The sequence below is a fragment of the Lysinibacillus louembei genome (assembly GCF_033880585.1).
GTDB lineage: Bacteria > Bacillota > Bacilli > Bacillales_A > Planococcaceae > Metasolibacillus > Metasolibacillus louembei.
In genome coordinates, this window is sequence record NZ_CP137624.1 from 1,683,918 (window position 1) to 1,700,548 (window position 16,631).

The following is a 16,631-nucleotide window of genomic DNA, read 5'->3' on the forward strand; positions in this document are numbered from 1 at the left end:
CCATGAAATTTGCAGTGCTCGTTTTCCCAGGATCGAACTGTGATATCGATATGTATCACGCGATTAAGGATGAACTAGGTGAAGAAGTAGAATACGTTTGGCATACAGAAACATCTTTAGAGGGTTTTGATGGGGCATTAGTACCAGGAGGCTTCTCATACGGTGACTACTTACGCTGTGGAGCGATGGCAAACCAATCAAATATTATGACTGCTTTAAAAGAGTTTGCTGCACAAGGTAAGCCAGTATTAGGCGTATGTAATGGATTCCAAATCTTAACGGAAGCGGGTCTGTTACCAGGCGCATTGTTACGTAATAAAAACTTAAAATTCATGTGTCGTACAGTTCAGTTAAAAGTTGAAAATAACAACACATTATTTACAAACGAATATGAAGCAAATGAAGTAATCAATATTCCAATCGCACATGGCGAAGGAAACTACTACTGTGATGAAGAAACTTTAGCTAAATTAAAGGCAAATAATCAAATTGCTTTCACATATTCAAATGACAATCCAAACGGTTCTCTAGCTGATATTGCAGGTATTGTCAATGAACAAGGCAATGTACTTGGTATGATGCCACACCCTGAGCGTGCGGCAAATGAAATCGTAGGCGGCGCAGACGGTTTAAAATTATTCAAATCAATTGTGAAGCAGTGGGGGGAACAACATGTCAACAAATAATTTCGAGCCAACACCAGAGCAAATTAAAGAGCAACGTCTTTATGCAGACATGGGGATGACAGATGCAGAGTATGATTTAGCTGTTGAAAAGCTAGGTGGCCGCAAACCGAACTGGACGGAAATCGGATTATTCTCTGTTATGTGGTCAGAGCACTGCTCATACAAAAAATCGAAGCCTGTACTACGTAAATTCCCAACAAAAGGCCCTCAAGTATTACAAGGTCCTGGTGAGGGTGCAGGGATTGTTGATATCGGTGATGAGCAAGCGGTTGTTTTTAAAATGGAATCGCATAACCACCCATCAGCAATCGAGCCATACCAAGGTGCGGCAACAGGCGTTGGCGGAATTATCCGCGATGTATTCTCAATGGGTGCACGTCCAATTGCAATGTTAAACTCTTTACGCTTTGGTGAGTTAAAATCAGCGCGTGGGAAATATTTATTTGAGGAAGTTGTTGCTGGTATTGCAGGCTATGGCAACTGTATCGGTATTCCAACAGTTGGTGGTGAAATTCAATTCGACCCTTGCTATGAAGGTAACCCACTTGTCAATGCCATGTGTGTTGGCTTAATCGATCATAAGGATATTCAAAAAGGTGTAGCGGCTGGTGTCGGCAACACAGTGATGTATGTAGGTGCAAAAACAGGGCGCGATGGCATTCATGGTGCCACATTCTCTTCTGAAGAGTTATCAGAAGAAGCAGACGAGAAGCGTTCAGCAGTACAAGTTGGTGACCCATTCATGGAAAAGCTACTTCTTGAAGCTTGTTTAGAAGTTGTCAAATCAGATGCGTTAGTTGGAATTCAAGATATGGGTGCAGCTGGTTTAACTTCATCTTCAGCAGAGATGGCTTCAAAAGCTGGTACTGGTGTAGAGATGAACTTAGATTTAGTACCACAACGTGAAACAAATATGACAGCTTATGAAATGATGCTATCAGAGTCACAAGAACGTATGTTAATCGTTGTTAAAGCAGGTCGCGAAGAAGAAATTAAAGCAATCTTTGAAAAATACGATTTAGATGCGGTAGCAGTAGGGCGTGTAACAGATGATAAAATGCTTCGCTTATTGCATAAAGGTGAAGTAGTAGCGGAAGTATTAGCAGATGCACTTGCAGAGGACGCACCTGTTTACAATATGCCAGATGCAGAGCCAGCATACTTCGCTGAATTTCAAGCGATGGAAAATGCAGAGCCTGCTGTAACAAACTATAAAGAAACGTTAACAGCTCTTTTACAAGCACCAACAATTGCTTCAAAAGAGTGGGTTTATGACCAATATGATTACCAAGTACGTACAAATACGGTGGTAGCACCAGGTTCGGATGCAGCAGTATTGCGCGTGCGTGGCACAAATAAAGGTTTAGCGATGACTACAGACTGTAACTCTCGTTATATTTACCTAGACCCGGAAACAGGCGGTAAAATTGCGGTAGCAGAGGCAGCACGTAACATCGTATGTTCTGGTGGTGAGCCCTTAGCAATTACAGACTGCTTAAACTTTGGTAATCCTGAAAAACCAGAAATCTTCTGGCAAATTCAAAAATCCGCTGATGGTATTTCAGCAGCATGTTTAGCATTAAATGCACCAGTAATTGGTGGTAACGTGTCGATGTATAATGAGCGCTCAGGCGAAGCAGTTTATCCGACGCCAACAATCGGTATGGTTGGCTTAGTCAAAGACTTGGCACATGTGACAACACAAGAAGTGAAGGCAGCAGGTGACTTTATTTACTTAATCGGTGAAACGACGACAGAATTTGGTGGCTCAGAGCTTCAAAAACTATTAGAGGGTGCAATTTCAGGACAAGCACCAACAATTGATTTAGAAGTAGAAGCAGCACGTCAAGCGGCATTATTAGCAGCAATTCGCGACGGACTTGTACAATCAGCACACGATGTTGCAGAAGGTGGCGTAGCCGTTGCTTTAGCTGAAAAAACATTTGCAGCGAAAGGTCTTGGTGTCAATGTAACACTTGAAGGCTCTGCAACAACAGCATTATTTGCTGAATCACAATCACGCTTTATCGTAACGGTGAAAGCAGAAAATGCAGCAAGCTTTGAAGCAGTGGTAGCAGATGCAAAGAAAATTGGTACAGTAACAGACGATTCAACAATTACAATTAATGGGGAAACATCTACTCTTGTAGAAGGAACAGTGGAAGAATTCCGTTCTGCTTGGAAAGGAGCAATTCCATGCTTGCTGAAATCAGAGGCTTAAACGAGGAATGTGGTGTATTTGGGATTTGGGGTAACTCAAGTCCTGCACACCTTAGTTATTATGGCTTACATGCCCTGCAACACCGTGGACAAGAGGGTGCTGGTATCGTTGTAACAGATGGTGAAGGGTTACGTGCAGTAAAAGGTGAAGGCTTAGTAAGCGAAGTATTTAATGAAGATAAATTAAGAAAAGTAAACGGAAAAGCAGCAATTGCCCATGTACGTTATGCAACTGCAGGCGGTAGCGGTATGGAAAATGTTCAGCCGTTATTATTCCATTCGTCAACGGGCAGCTTAGCGATTGCTCATAACGGAAATCTCGTAAACGCTAATCATTTAAAGCAATATTTAGAGCGTCAAGGAAGCATTTTCCATTCAAGCTCTGATACGGAGGTAGTAGCGCATTTAATCAAGAAAAGTAAGCTATCACCATTCCGTGCAAAAGTGAAAGAGGCGCTGAATTTATTAAAGGGCGCATATTCTTTACTTGTCATGACGAAAGAAGAGATGCTTGTAGCACGTGATCCGCACGGCTTACGCCCATTATCTTTAGGGAAACTTGGCGATGGTTGGGTTGTTGCCTCTGAAACATGTGCATTCGATTTAATTGGTGCGGAATTTGTCCGTTCAGTTGAGCCTGGTGAGCTATTAATTATTAATGATAAAGGTGTAACATCTGACCGCTTTGTTGATATGCAGGGACGTGCAATGTGCGCGATGGAATACGTTTATTTAGCACGACCAGATTCAGATATTGATGGCATCAATGTGCATATGGCACGTAAGCGCATGGGGAAACAATTAGCACGTGAATGTGCGCATATTGAAGGCGATGTTGTAACAGGGGTACCGGATTCAAGTATTTCTGCGGCAATTGGTTTTGCAGAAGAAAGCGGCATTCCGTATGAGCTTGGTTTAATTAAAAATCGCTATGTTGGCCGTACATTTATTCAACCAACACAGGAACTGCGTGAGCGCGGTGTGAAAATGAAATTGTCTCCAGTTGTGCAAGTTGTAAAAGATAAGCGCGTTATTATGGTAGATGATTCAATTGTGCGCGGTACAACGTCACGTCGTATTGTTCGAATGCTGAAAGAGGCAGGTGCGGCAGAGGTACATGTTGTCATTTCATCGCCGCCGATGACAGACCCTTGCTTCTATGGTATTGATACATCAACACACGAGGAACTAATTGCAGCAAGCCATAATGTTGAAGAAATTCGACAAGCGATTGAGGCAGATTCATTAACATTTTTATCAGCAGAGGGCATGATTGAGTCAATTGCACGTCCATTCGAGGACGCTAATCGTGGTTTATGCTTAGCCTGCTTTACAGGAAAATATCCAACTGAAATTTTCCCAGACACGCTATTACCACATGAAAAAGAGTTATTAGGCTAAAATTGAGAGAAAGATTGCTAAACTCAATATTTCAAATTTTTAAAAGATAAGAACTTTTATTAAGTAAGATACCGTTTCAACAAAATAGGAAAAAGTGTCTGGAAAGTGCTGTGTTATGCCACTTTTTGGACACTCCCATGATAGTTAACCAATAAAGGGGGCGCTTTTCGCATGTCGAAAGCATATGAACAAGCAGGCGTAAATATTGAGGCCGGCTATGAAGCTGTAAAGCGAATGAAATCACACGTTGAACGTACAAACCGTTTAGGTGTAATGGGTACATTCGGTGGCTTTGGTGGCATGTTTGATTTATCTACATTGAATTTAAAAGAGCCTGTGTTAATTTCAGGTACAGATGGTGTTGGTACGAAATTAAAGCTAGCATTCATGGTTGATAAGCATGACACAATCGGTATCGACTGTGTGGCGATGTGTGTTAACGATATCGTGGCACAAGGCGCAGAGCCATTATATTTCCTAGACTATGTAGCTGTTGGCAAAGCGGAGCCAGCTAAAATTGAGCAAATCGTTAAAGGTGTGGCAGATGGCTGTGTGCAATCAGGCGCAGCATTAATCGGTGGGGAAACAGCTGAGATGCCAGGGCTTTACGAGGAAGATGAATACGATTTAGCAGGCTTTGCAGTAGGTGCATGCGAAAAGAGTGCCATCATTACAGGTGAAAAAATTACAGAAGGTGACGTGCTTGTAGGGATTGCTTCAAGTGGCGTTCACTCAAATGGTTATTCATTAGTACGTAAAATTGTTTTTGCGGATAATGGTTACGCCGTTGATCAAGTAGTGGAAGGCTATGAGGCGTTAGGTCCGATCGGTGAGGCATTATTAGTGCCAACGAAGCTTTATGCGAAGCCAGTATTGGCAGCGATTAAAGCGGCTGACGTACATGGCTGTGCCCATGTTACAGGTGGTGGCTTCTATGAAAACTTACCACGTATGATGCCAGAAGGTCTTGCAACGGAAATTGACTTAGGCTCTTGGCCAGTATTGCCAATCTTTGAATTTTTAAAAGACAAGGGACAGCTTGCTGATAAAGATTTATACAATGTATTCAACATGGGCATTGGCTTTGTTATCGCTGTACCATCAACAGATGCTGATAAAGTGCTTGAAGCGGTTGAAGCAAATGGTGAAAAAGCATATGTTATTGGTCGTGTTGTTAAAGGTGAGGGCGTTGTTTTCAACGGTGAGCATGACGGGAGTTTAGTGTAATGAAAAAAATAGCAGTATTTGCTTCAGGCAGTGGTAGCAATTTTCAAGCTATCGCTGAAAGCATTGAACGTGGAGAGCTGAATGCTCGTATTGAGCTTGTTGTGACAGATAAGCCAGGAGCATTTGTTGTAACACGCGCTAAGCAATTCAATATACCAGTGCTAGAGCTAGCACCAAAAACATTTGCATCAAAAGCACATTATGAGCAGGCAATTGTTGACGCTTTACAAGAGAAAAGTATTGAATGGGTCGTATTAGCAGGCTATATGCGCTTAATTGGCGAAACATTGTTAACGGCATTCCCAAATCGCATTGTCAATATTCACCCTTCTTTACTGCCATCCTTCCCAGGTAAAGATGCGATTGGTCAAGCGATTGAACATGGTGTGAAAGTGACAGGTGTTACAGTTCATTTTGTCGATGCAGGCATGGATACAGGGCCAATTATTGCACAAGTTGCAGTTGATGTAGCGGGCTCTCGTGAAGAGACAGAGACGCGTATCCATCAAGCAGAGCACAAGCTATATACAGCAACATTGAAGCAATTATTTCAATAAAGTGAGGTGGGGATGTTCGTCATTCCCACTGATTGTTAGCTTTCGTGGACAGCTATAGCCTATCGCTACAATAAACATACTGTCCGTTAATGCAGGCTAAATTTAGAGGCTGTTGGTCTTTCTCTGACAGTCCGAATATTTTCAACATACATTGGAGGATTTTATCGTGAGTAAACGTGCACTGATTAGTGTTTCGAATAAAGAAGGTATTTTACAATTTGCAAAAGAATTAGTCACATTAGGTTATGAAATTTTGTCAACTGGTGGTACGAAAAGCATGTTACAAGACAATAACGTACCTGTAACAGCAGTCGATGAAGTAACGAAGTTTCCAGAAATTTTAGATGGTCGTGTGAAAACGTTAAATCCAATGATTCATGGTGGACTTTTAGGGAAATTTGATGATGCCTCACATCAAGCACAAATGAATGAGCATGGCATTGAGCCAATTGAAATTGTTTGCGTCAACTTATATCCGTTTGTTGAGACAATTTCAAAGCCTAATGTAACATTCGATGATGCAATCGAAAACATTGATATTGGTGGTCCAACGATGCTACGTTCAGCCGCGAAAAATCATCAATATGTAACAGTAATTGTAGATGCAGCTGACTATGCACAAGTGCTAGAGGAATTAAAGGCGGATGGTGCAACGACACTTGCCACACGTCGCAAGCTAGCTGCAAAAGTATTCCGCCATACAGCAGCGTACGATTCATACATTTCAAATTACTTAACAGAAGAAGACTTCCCAGAAAACTTAACGTTAACATATGAATTAAAGCAAAGCCTACGTTATGGGGAAAACCCACACCAAAAAGCGGCATTTTATCAAAAGCGTTTAGGCTCGGATTTCTCTATCGCCTTTGCAGAGCAATTACACGGCAAAGAGCTTTCTTACAATAATATTCAAGATGCCAATGCAGCACTGCAAATTGTTAAGGAATTTGAGATGCCTGCTGCGGTAGCAGTCAAGCATATGAACCCATGCGGTGTTGGTACAGGTGCGACGATTGAAGAGGCGTTTAACAAGGCATATGAAGCTGATGCAACATCTATTTTCGGTGGTATTATCGCATTAAACAAAGAAGTAGATCAAGCAACGGCTGAAAAATTAAGCGGTATTTTCTTAGAAATTATTATCGCACCTTCATTTACAGCGGAGGCGTTAGAAATTTTAACGGCGAAGAAAAACATCCGCTTAATGACAATTGACTTCTCGCAAGCAAAGCAAGATCAGTTTAATGTCGTGTCAGTAGAGGGAGGCTTACTTGTACAGGAGCCAGACCGTTACGGCTTTAGCGATGCGACAATTAACGTTGTAACAGACCGTGAGCCTACAGAAGAGGAATGGAATGCCTTAAAATTAGGCTGGGCGGTTGTCAAGCACGTTAAATCAAATGCTATCGTTGTGACAGATAGTCAAATGACTTTAGGTGTTGGTGCAGGACAAATGAATCGTGTAGGCGCAGCAAAAATTGCCTTCGAACAGGCAGGTGAAAAAGCACAGGGCGCAGCATTAGCATCTGATGCATTTTTCCCGATGAGCGACACAGTGGAAGCAGCACATGCGGCAGGTATTACAGCTATTATTCAACCAGGTGGTTCAATTAAAGATCAAGATTCGATTGATAAAGCAAATGAATATGGCATCGCAATGGTCTTCACAGGCGTACGCCACTTCAAACATTAAAAAATAATAGCATAAGTATAAGGGAGCGGGTATAATAAAATAATGTTTCATTGCTACTTTTGGTCGGGGAGTAATAGAAGCGTTATCGAAAATGCTTTCTAGGAAAGCAAGAGCGATTTGATGATCCACTTTGGCCGGGGGATATCAATCGCACCCTATCTATTTTAAACAGCAGCCTATTTTGGTCGGATACGCACGCTGTTCAAATAGTGATAAAAAACGCTCGCTATAATAGCGGGCGTTTTTTTGTTCGCAGATAAGTGATGAAATTTCGCAGATAACCGACTGAAAAACGCAGATATATGATAAAAATTCGCAGATAAAATAGGAGGTTGCAAAAGATGAAGGTTCTTGTAATTGGAAGTGGTGGTCGCGAGCATGCGATTGCGAAGCAGTTTAGCATTGCGCCATCAGTAGAAAAAGTATTTGTTGCACCAGGGAATGATGGAATGTGTGCGGATGCAGAGCTAGTAGCAATTGATGCAATGGATTTTGCAGCACTTGTCACATTTGTCAAAGAGCACAAAATTGATTTAACATTTGTAGGCCCAGAGCAGCCATTGGCAGCTGGAATTGTAGATTATTTTCAACGAGAAGGATTAACAATTTTTGGGCCAACAAAGGCAGCAGCACAAATTGAGGGCTCTAAATCGTATGCGAAAGAGCTGATGCAAAAATATAATATTCCAACAGCAGCATATGCAACATTTACAGAGGCGGCGCCAGCCATTGCCTATATTCAAGAGCAGGGCGCACCAATTGTCGTGAAGGCAGATGGTTTAGCGGCTGGTAAAGGAGTTATCGTCGCAATGACAGAGCAAGAGGCGATTGATGCAGTCAATGATATGATTGGTAACCAACGCTTTGGTGATTCTTCTTCACGTGTTGTCATTGAGGAGTTTTTAGATGGCGAAGAGTTTTCATTTATGTCATTTGTACATAAAGGACAAATTTACCCAATGGTTATTGCACAGGATCATAAGCGAGCATATGACGGCGACAAAGGACCAAATACAGGAGGGATGGGTGCCTATTCGCCAGTGCCACAAATCCCTCAGGAGCTCATTTCAAAAGCCTATATTGAAATTGTGGAGCCAACTGTCAAAGCGATGGAGGAAGAAGGTGTATCCTTCACAGGTATTCTTTATGCAGGGCTCATTTTAACAGCAAAAGGACCGAAAGTAATCGAATTCAACGCACGCTTTGGCGATCCAGAAACACAGGTTGTCTTACCGCGTATGACATCTGATTTTGGCTTATTTATGCAAGCATTAATGGCTGAAAAATACTTCGATTTACAATGGTCAAATGAAGCGGTGCTAGGTGTAGTCATTGCAGCAGAAGGCTATCCAGGTGATGTAGAAAAAGGCAATGCATTGCCTAACCTACAAGCAATTAGCGGAAATTATGCGGTGTACCATGCAGGCACAAAGCTTGTAGATGGCACATATGTAGGTAATGGTGGTCGTGTGTTGCTCGTAGCAGCAAAGGCAGATACATTACAAGAAGCGCAAGAAAAAGTATATGCAGCAATCAATACGGAGAGCTGGGAGAAGTTTTTCTTCCGTAAAGATATCGGCTGGCGTACATTTCAATAAATAGCATTGTAAAAAAACTATCAGGGAAGCTTAGCCTTACCTGATAGTTTTTTATGACTTAAGAAGGATTTTGACTGGTATTGCCTGATGTTGTAGTATCATTGCTTTTGCCGGAAATAGCCTCTGAAAATTCCTTCATAAACTGGCTAACCTGTTCTTTAGACATGAAATCTTGGCTGTCAAAGGTGTTTGACGTAGCTTGCTCGTTTTGCATGCTAGTACCCATCATTGCTTTCATTGGGCAATATTGAAAAACACCTTCCGCAATTTTCATTGCGCCTGCTGCAATCATTAAATGACCTGTCCAACAATTTGGACGATGAGCAATACGACCGATGCCACAGCTAGTCATTGAAATACCGCAAATAAGTCGCATAAAAGCGCTACGCTCTGAAATATTTTCTTCTAACAAAAATAGTCAGCTCCTTATAAAAAATGTTATTTACATCGCTTTGCTTTATGAAAGTGCTGTGATACGATAAAGGCGATGTATTGCACAAATAGTATGCATCGTTTTCTGTAGAAAATGTATAGGTGAAAAAGGAGGCATTTTTGCCATGCCAGAAATCAATTGGAAGATTAAAGATATTCGAGAGCAAGTTGCTGTGATTGATGGCAAAGTTGCGCCGACGATTGTATTAAAAAATGCACGTTACTTGCATAGCATATTAAAAACATGGATTGAAGGTAATATTTGGATTTTGAATGACCGCATTGTTTATGTTGGAGAACGCATGCCAGCATTTGTAGAAGGCACTGAAATTGTTGATGTAGCAGGAAAAATAATTGTACCAAGCTATATTGAACCACATGTACATCCATTTCAATTATATAATCCGCAATCCTTTGCCGATTTTGCAGCACAAACGGGAACGACAGCATTTATATCCGACAATATGACATTTGCAGCTTTAATGGATAACGAGAAAGCGTTTACAATATTAGAACAGCTTCGACAATTGCCCTTTTCCTTTTATTGGTGGGCACGCTTTGATTCACAAACAGAAACAGAGCTAGAGGAGGAAATTTATTCAACTGCCTCTGTTTTAGAATGGTTAGAGCAGGATTCTGTATTGCTTGGCGGTGAGCTAACAGCTTGGCCAAAACTATTACGTGGAGATGACCAAATGCTCCATTGGATTCAAGTTGCAAAACTAAAAGGGAAGAAAATTGAAGGTCATTTCCCTGGCGCCTCTGAAAGAACGCTAGCTCGTATGAAGCTATTAGGCGCAGATGGTGATCATGAGGCGATGACGATTGAGGAAGTGGAAAGTCGTTTATTACATGGCTATGCAGTGACGCTACGCTATTCATCCATTCGACCTGATTTACCGCAATTATTAAAGGATGCTGTTGCAAAACAATTGAATGTGTTTGACCATTTAATGATGACAACAGATGGCTCTACACCAAGCTTTTATCAGGATGGTATTATGGACAAATGTATCCAAGCAGCACTTGATGCAGGTGTAGCGCCAATTGATGCTTATAATATGGCGACATACAATATTGCACGCTATTACAATATGACAGGATTACATGGATTAGTGGCAACAGGTCGCTATGCATCGCTTAATATTTTGCAAGATGAATTTTCGCCAACACCACAGGGCGTATTGTCAAAAGGTATATGGTTAAAGCGGGATAATAGCAAAGTTGCATCATTACCAACAATTGATTGGTCGGCATTTGGTGAGCTTCATATGGATTTCGATTTATGTGATGAAGATTTTCAATTCTCAATGCCAGTCGGAATTGAAATGGTCAATGATGTTATTACAAAGCCGTACAGCATTCCGCATTTAAATCATAGTGCAGCAGATGAATGTTATTTAATGCTAGTCGATCGACAAGGAAAATGGCGAATTAATACGATGATTAAAGGCTTTGCTTCTAGTGTACAAGGTTTTGCCTCTTCTTATTCAACGACAGGCGATATTATTTTAATTGGAAAAAGCATTGAGGAAATGAAATTTGCCTTTGCCAAGCTGAAAGAGATGAATGGTGGAATCTTACTAACGGAAAATAAACAAATTGTTGCGTCAATTGATTTACCGATTGCAGGTAGTTTGTATGATGGCGATGTTGAAACATTAATTGACAAAGAATTAGCGTTAAAGGCTGCATTGCATGAGCGCGGCTACAGCCATACAGATGCAATTTATACATTGCTCTTTTTACAATCGACACATTTGCCATATATTCGTATTACCCGTAAAGGGCTATTTGATGTGTTGAAAAATCGAGTGTTACTATCAGCAGTTATGCGTTAAAGGAGAAAATAATGGATATTAAATTTAAATTATTAGCTAGCCTCAGTGCAATGTTCATCATTGCAGGCTGTGGCAACAAGGCAGAGGAAAAGCCACAAGAGGAAGAAGTAATTGAGGACATCGTGGAAGAAGAGGAGCCAGAGGAAGAGGTAGTTGAACTACCTTTTACAACACCATTTACAGGTGAGGGGATTGCGGAGGAAATTACGCAACGTCCTATTTTAGCAACAATTAATAATCATCCTGCTGCGAGACCACAATCAGGTTTAGCGGCAGCTGATGTTGTCTATGAAATGCTAGCAGAAGGTGATGTGACACGTTTTTTAGCTTTGTATCAATCTGCAATACCAGAGCAAATCGGACCGATTCGTAGCGCACGCTCCTATTTTATTGATATCGCAAAAGGCTTAGATGCATTTTACATTGCACATGGTTATAGTCCAGAGGCGAAATCAATGCTAGCAAATGGTGTCGTTTCTAACATTAATGGCATGCACTATGATGGTACATATTTTAAGCGTTCGTCTGATCGTATAGCACCTCATAATTCCTATATTTCAGGAGAAAATGTCTTAGCGGGAGCAGAAAAAGTTGGCGCTTCAATGGACTACAGCAAAAAAGTGTTTTATACTTTTTATCGTGATGAAGAAAGTGCTAAAATAGGTACTAGAGCAAATGAAGCAACGATTCACTATAGCCAAAATAGCTCTTTCAATAGCACATATACGTACGATGAGGGAACAGAGCATTATAAAAGATTTTCGGGTAATACCGTTACGACAGATTATTCAACAGGTGAAGAAATTCAACTATCGAACATACTCTTTTTTGAAATGCCACATCGTATCATCGATAATGTTGGGCGGCGTGATATCGATATATCAGCAGGAGGAAAAGCGTATATTTTCCAGCAAGGTATGATGAGAGAGATTCAATGGAAAAATGTTGATGGCTTATTAGTACCAATCGAGGAAGATGGTAGTGAAGTTAAATTAGTGCAAGGGAGATCATGGATCCACTTTGTTCCAACAACACCGGGACTCGCATCTGCTGTAACGTATTCGGAATGAGGAAAGGGGGATAATGAGATGCAAATCGAAAAAATTCGTGGACATCAAACAGAACAATTATTCAAGGCGGTATTAGAGCTAAACGATATTGAAGAATGCTATAAATTTTTCGATGACTTATGCACAATCAGTGAAGTTCAATCGTTAGCACAGCGCTTTGAAGTAGCACATTTACTACGATTGAAAAAAACATATGAAACAATCAAAAAAGAAACAGGTGCTTCCACTGCTACGATTTCACGTGTGCGCCGCTGCTTTGACTATGGAAATGATATGTATGATGAAATGCTAGGACGTCTTTATCCTGATGAGAAACCATTTACACATAAATAAAAACAAGAAGGCTGCAAGGAAAATATTTATTTTCTTTGTAGCCTTTTAAAATATTAAGAAATCCTTCATAATTTCATATAGTAAAAAATTAACTTTATTTTTTATAATAAAGCTATGTGCAACTTTTTATTGAGTATATTCGTATAAAAATAGAAAGAGGAAAATGGCCACAAGTTTCTAATTAATAGCTAATTTAATTCAGCAATGGAAGCTTAACCTTTGACGAATGTTCAAATGCACTTAAAAATGAGGTGTAATTTAGAGGAGGAAGAACAGCTTGGAAAAGAAATGGATCAAACGTGCGCTATATGCTACTGGGGCACTGTTGTCTTATTCGATAGTAGCGACGGCGATTTATAAAAAGACAGATGTTGTAGAAATAAGCTGTTCGGAAGGGATTGCATTAACTTTTGATGATGGACCACATCCTATTTATACACCAAAGCTGTTAGATTTATTGAAGACATTTCAAATTAAGGCGACATTTTTTGTAGTTGGTGAACATGCTGAGGCTTATCCGGAAATTATTGCAAGAATGCACAAGGAAGGACATGCTATAGGCATCCACCACTACCGACATACATCGAATTGGCTGCTTGCACCACATCAGGCAAAACAAGAGATTGAACGATGTGCAAAAGTAATTGAGCAAATTACAGGGGAACAGCCGATATTCTATCGTCCACCATGGGGACATTTAAATGCTTTTACACCATTAGTAGCAAATGGTTATCGTACAGTGTTGTGGACAAGGCATTTTAAAGATTGGCGAATAGCACAAATCGAGCATACATTAAAGGATGAATTGACGAATGCAACGAAGGAAGGTAGCATTTTTTTATTACATGATAATGGGCAAACATTAGGTGCCGATGAGGAAGCACCGCACTACATGCTTGCGCATTTAGAGCAATATTTACAGCAGCATGCTGATACAACGAAGTTCGTCGTGTTAAGGTAGGTGCTAGGATGGATGAAGTTGTAAGATTGCTTGAGACGTATAGTTATGTACTTATTATATTCTCCTTATTTTTTGGAATTGTTGGCATTCCAGCACCTGAGGAATCTTTAATTTTTTTAGTTGGCTTATTTGTTGGTTATGGACGCTTGAATTTAGCTTTATCTATTATTTGTTCCTTAAGTAGCGTTTATATTGGCCTGTTAACGGCATATGCTGTGGGGCGCTGGCTAGGCTATCCATTTATGAAGCGCTTTGGGAAATTTATTGGATTGACGGAGCGCAATTTGGAAATTGTCAGCACAGGCTTTCAACGAAATGCTTTAAGAACTGTTGTTTTTGGCATATTTATTCCCGGTGTTAGACAGCTTAGTCCATATGTTGCGGGTGTGAGTAGACTACCTTTTAAGCGTTATACTGTATACGCCCTTATCGCTACAATTGTATGGGTGATACCTTTTTTAATAGCAGGGCGCATTTTAGGCTCCGTTTTTCATATCGGACCAGAGGTTGCACCATATATGGGAATAGGTATCGGCGTGATATGTATTGTTTATATACTATGGAAAAGACGCAAAAAGCTACGTTTGAAATAGAGGAGGAACCTACATGAAAAAAGCGCTGTTTTTACCGTTTTTGACGATGCAAACAGGGCATCATCAAGTAGCTGATGCTTTGATGGCATTTATTGAGCAGCATAATGACGATATCGAAGTGAAAAAGGTTGATTTACTAAGCTATGCAAACCCATTTGTAGAAAAAGTCATTTCACGCAGCTATTTATCATGGATTCAATATGCACCGACAACATATGCCAAGTTTTATAGTCGCAAGTTTGATAATCGTAAGGAAGTAAAGTCCGACTTTAAATTTTATAATCTACTTTTGAAATATTTAGTTCGCTTGTTAGACGAGGAGCAGCCAGATATTATTTTTTGTACGCAAAGTGGCCCTTCTTATTTACTAAACAAGCTAAAACAGGGTGGGCAATGTAATATTCCAGTAGTAAATGTTTATACCGATTTTTTTATGAATCAGCTATGGGGAATTAAAGAAATTGATTATCATTTTGTGCCAATGCAGGAGATGAAGGAGCTACTTTGTCAGCAAGGTGTAGTAGAGTCCAATATATTTGTGACTGGAATACCTGTACATGAAGAAATGCTTCGTACAACAGCCTTACATAATTTTGCACGCAATATTTTAATAGCAGGTGGTAATTTAGGGCTGATGAACTGTCCTGGTTTGTATGAGCAATTAAAGCAAAATAAGCTATTTCATTACTATATTTTATGCGGTAGAAATGCGAAGCTATATGAGCAAGTACTAGCATGGCGATTACCTAACGTCACACCCGTACCTTACATTGACTCACGCTTAGAAATGAATCGCTTATATGACCAGATGGATGCGATTGTGACAAAGCCTGGAGGAGTGACAGTTAGCGAGGTATTGCACAAAAGGCTCCCAATTTTTGTCCACTCTGTTTTACCAGGACAAGAGGAGCATAATTTAAAATATTTAACAGAGCGAGGACTTGCCTATACGCTTGATAAAAATAAAGCGTTACATCAGCAGCTTGAACAAGTACTATTAAATGATGAAAAGATGACACACTACAGACAGCAAGTCGTTGCTTATTTAAATAATTTACAGTTAAAAACAGCAGATGAATGGGTTGATTTTATGCAGACAATGCTAGGTAAAAAAGATTATTTATGCTCAGAGCACTTTACACAAAGCCTGACAAGTGTTTAGTTGGAAAGTGGAGAATGTGAGCCCCTCTGCTATATATTTTTTCGAAAGACATGTCTGAATAAATTATTTCAGATATGTCTTTTTTGTTTTGTCCATAATTACGTTATACTTGTAACGATAAACTTTTGAGAAAAGGGTGACATAGTGTGGAATTGAAAAATTGGCGACATGTATTTAAAGTCGATCCAGCTAAAGAGATTTCAGATGAAGATTTAGAAAAAGTATGCGAATCAGGTACTGACGTAATTTTAGTAGGTGGTACAGATAATGTCACATTAGACAATGTGCTTGATATATTAGTGCGCGTACGCAGATACACGGTGCCAGTCGCACTTGAAATTTCCAATGTAGAATCAGTTACACCAGGCTTCGATTATTATTTTATCCCGTCTGTTTTAAATAGTACGGATACGAAGTGGATAAAGGATTTACACCATGAAGCGATTAAAGAATATGGAGATATTATGGTGTGGGAGGAGCTTGTGGCAGAGGGGTATTGTATATTAAACCCAGACTGCAAAGTAGCACATGCAACAAAGGCTAAGACAGATTTATCCATTGATGATGTAGTAGCATATGCGCGTATGGCAGAAAACTACTTTAAGCTGCCAATTTTTTATGTGGAATACAGTGGCGCGTATGGTGATGTGGAAGTCGTACAGGCGGTGAAGGATGTATTAGCGAATACCTCTCTCTTTTATGGAGGAGGCATTACGACAGAAGAGCAAGCTGCTGAAATGGCGAAGATTGCTAATACAGTTGTTGTTGGTAATATTATTTATGATGATTTGCAAGTAGCTTTGAAAACGGTTGATGCTGTAAAAAGTGTTATGATATAATAAGAACGAATGTTCTGT

General features: G+C 40.2%; 15 protein-coding genes. 14 read left to right on the forward strand and 1 reads right to left on the reverse strand.

Going from position 1 to position 16,631, the window contains the following annotated elements:
• Window positions 1-2 precede the first annotated feature (2 nt).
• The 7 genes from purQ (at window position 3) to purD (ending at window position 9,382) form a co-directional block, all read left to right on the forward strand.
• Window positions 3-686 carry a phosphoribosylformylglycinamidine synthase subunit PurQ gene (purQ, locus tag R6U77_RS08370; protein ID WP_293923909.1) on the forward strand — a complete coding sequence of 228 codons (684 nt, stop codon included), beginning with the start codon at window positions 3-5 and terminating at the stop codon, window positions 684-686.
• Window positions 673-2,907 (forward strand): phosphoribosylformylglycinamidine synthase subunit PurL, encoded by a 2,235-nt coding sequence (gene purL, locus R6U77_RS08375; RefSeq protein ID WP_319838127.1) that lies wholly within the window; start codon window positions 673-675, stop codon window positions 2,905-2,907. The genes purQ and purL overlap by 14 nt, the downstream gene beginning before the upstream one ends.
• A complete protein-coding gene (gene purF / locus R6U77_RS08380) occupies window positions 2,883-4,307 on the forward strand; it encodes an amidophosphoribosyltransferase (RefSeq protein WP_319838128.1) in 1,425 nt (474 codons plus the stop codon). The genes purL and purF overlap by 25 nt, the downstream gene beginning before the upstream one ends.
• 171 nt (window positions 4,308-4,478) lie before the next feature.
• Window positions 4,479-5,534 (forward strand): phosphoribosylformylglycinamidine cyclo-ligase, encoded by a 1,056-nt coding sequence (gene purM / locus R6U77_RS08385; protein WP_293923903.1) that lies wholly within the window; start codon window positions 4,479-4,481, stop codon window positions 5,532-5,534.
• Window positions 5,534-6,091 carry a phosphoribosylglycinamide formyltransferase gene (gene purN, locus R6U77_RS08390; RefSeq protein ID WP_319838129.1) on the forward strand — a complete coding sequence of 186 codons (558 nt, stop codon included), beginning with the start codon at window positions 5,534-5,536 and terminating at the stop codon, window positions 6,089-6,091. Before purM ends, purN begins: the two co-directional genes overlap by 1 nt.
• Window positions 6,092-6,257: 166 nt before the next feature.
• Complete coding sequence (purH, locus tag R6U77_RS08395; protein ID WP_319838130.1) at window positions 6,258-7,784, forward strand: bifunctional phosphoribosylaminoimidazolecarboxamide formyltransferase/IMP cyclohydrolase; 1,527 nt, start codon at window positions 6,258-6,260, stop codon at window positions 7,782-7,784.
• A gap of 341 nt (window positions 7,785-8,125) precedes the next feature.
• Entirely contained in the window at window positions 8,126-9,382 is a 1,257-nt protein-coding gene (purD, locus tag R6U77_RS08400; protein WP_319838131.1) for a phosphoribosylamine--glycine ligase, read from the forward strand.
• Between the two features lie 58 nt (window positions 9,383-9,440).
• Here the strand turns inward: purD and R6U77_RS08405 are convergent, their stop codons facing one another.
• Complete coding sequence (locus tag R6U77_RS08405) at window positions 9,441-9,794, reverse strand: YgaP family membrane protein (protein WP_319838132.1); 354 nt, start codon at window positions 9,792-9,794, stop codon at window positions 9,441-9,443.
• Between the two features lie 145 nt (window positions 9,795-9,939).
• Between R6U77_RS08405 and R6U77_RS08410 the strand changes: the two genes are divergently transcribed.
• From R6U77_RS08410 to pcrB, 7 genes are all read left to right on the forward strand, one after another.
• Window positions 9,940-11,655, forward strand: coding sequence for an adenine deaminase C-terminal domain-containing protein (locus R6U77_RS08410; protein ID WP_319838133.1), 1,716 nt, complete (start codon window positions 9,940-9,942; stop codon window positions 11,653-11,655).
• Window positions 11,656-11,666: 11 nt separating this feature from the next.
• Window positions 11,667-12,725: a DUF3048 domain-containing protein gene (locus R6U77_RS08415; protein ID WP_319838134.1), complete on the forward strand. Its 1,059-nt coding sequence runs from the start codon at window positions 11,667-11,669 to the stop codon at window positions 12,723-12,725.
• Between the two features lie 18 nt (window positions 12,726-12,743).
• Window positions 12,744-13,058, forward strand: coding sequence for a YerC/YecD family TrpR-related protein (locus R6U77_RS08420; protein WP_293923885.1), 315 nt, complete (start codon window positions 12,744-12,746; stop codon window positions 13,056-13,058).
• 277 nt (window positions 13,059-13,335) lie between these two features.
• Window positions 13,336-14,019 (forward strand): polysaccharide deacetylase family protein, encoded by a 684-nt coding sequence (locus R6U77_RS08425; RefSeq protein WP_319838135.1) that lies wholly within the window; start codon window positions 13,336-13,338, stop codon window positions 14,017-14,019.
• Window positions 14,020-14,027: 8 nt separating this feature from the next.
• Window positions 14,028-14,612, forward strand: a complete 585-nt coding sequence (locus R6U77_RS08430) for a DedA family protein (RefSeq protein ID WP_319838136.1) — start codon at window positions 14,028-14,030, stop codon at window positions 14,610-14,612.
• Between the two features lie 13 nt (window positions 14,613-14,625).
• A complete protein-coding gene (locus R6U77_RS08435) occupies window positions 14,626-15,774 on the forward strand; it encodes an MGDG synthase family glycosyltransferase (protein ID WP_319838137.1) in 1,149 nt (382 codons plus the stop codon).
• Window positions 15,775-15,920: 146 nt separating this feature from the next.
• Entirely contained in the window at window positions 15,921-16,613 is a 693-nt protein-coding gene (gene pcrB / locus R6U77_RS08440; protein ID WP_319838138.1) for a heptaprenylglyceryl phosphate synthase, read from the forward strand.
• Window positions 16,614-16,631 lie beyond the last annotated feature (18 nt).

What these genes read in the sequence shown, in the direction of transcription:
- purQ (WP_293923909.1), top strand. Translation starts at nt 3, where the DNA reads ATGAAATTTGCAGTGCTCGTTTTCCCAGGATCGAACTGTGATATCGAT.
- purL (WP_319838127.1), top strand. Translation starts at nt 673, where the DNA reads ATGTCAACAAATAATTTCGAGCCAACACCAGAGCAAATTAAAGAGCAA.
- purF (WP_319838128.1), top strand. Translation starts at nt 2,883, where the DNA reads ATGCTTGCTGAAATCAGAGGCTTAAACGAGGAATGTGGTGTATTTGGG.
- purM (WP_293923903.1), top strand. Translation starts at nt 4,479, where the DNA reads ATGTCGAAAGCATATGAACAAGCAGGCGTAAATATTGAGGCCGGCTAT.
- purN (WP_319838129.1), top strand. Translation starts at nt 5,534, where the DNA reads ATGAAAAAAATAGCAGTATTTGCTTCAGGCAGTGGTAGCAATTTTCAA.
- purD (WP_319838131.1), top strand. Translation starts at nt 8,126, where the DNA reads ATGAAGGTTCTTGTAATTGGAAGTGGTGGTCGCGAGCATGCGATTGCG.
- R6U77_RS08410 (WP_319838133.1), top strand. Translation starts at nt 9,940, where the DNA reads ATGCCAGAAATCAATTGGAAGATTAAAGATATTCGAGAGCAAGTTGCT.
- R6U77_RS08415 (WP_319838134.1), top strand. Translation starts at nt 11,667, where the DNA reads ATGGATATTAAATTTAAATTATTAGCTAGCCTCAGTGCAATGTTCATC.
- R6U77_RS08420 (WP_293923885.1), top strand. Translation starts at nt 12,744, where the DNA reads ATGCAAATCGAAAAAATTCGTGGACATCAAACAGAACAATTATTCAAG.
- R6U77_RS08430 (WP_319838136.1), top strand. Translation starts at nt 14,028, where the DNA reads ATGGATGAAGTTGTAAGATTGCTTGAGACGTATAGTTATGTACTTATT.
- R6U77_RS08435 (WP_319838137.1), top strand. Translation starts at nt 14,626, where the DNA reads ATGAAAAAAGCGCTGTTTTTACCGTTTTTGACGATGCAAACAGGGCAT.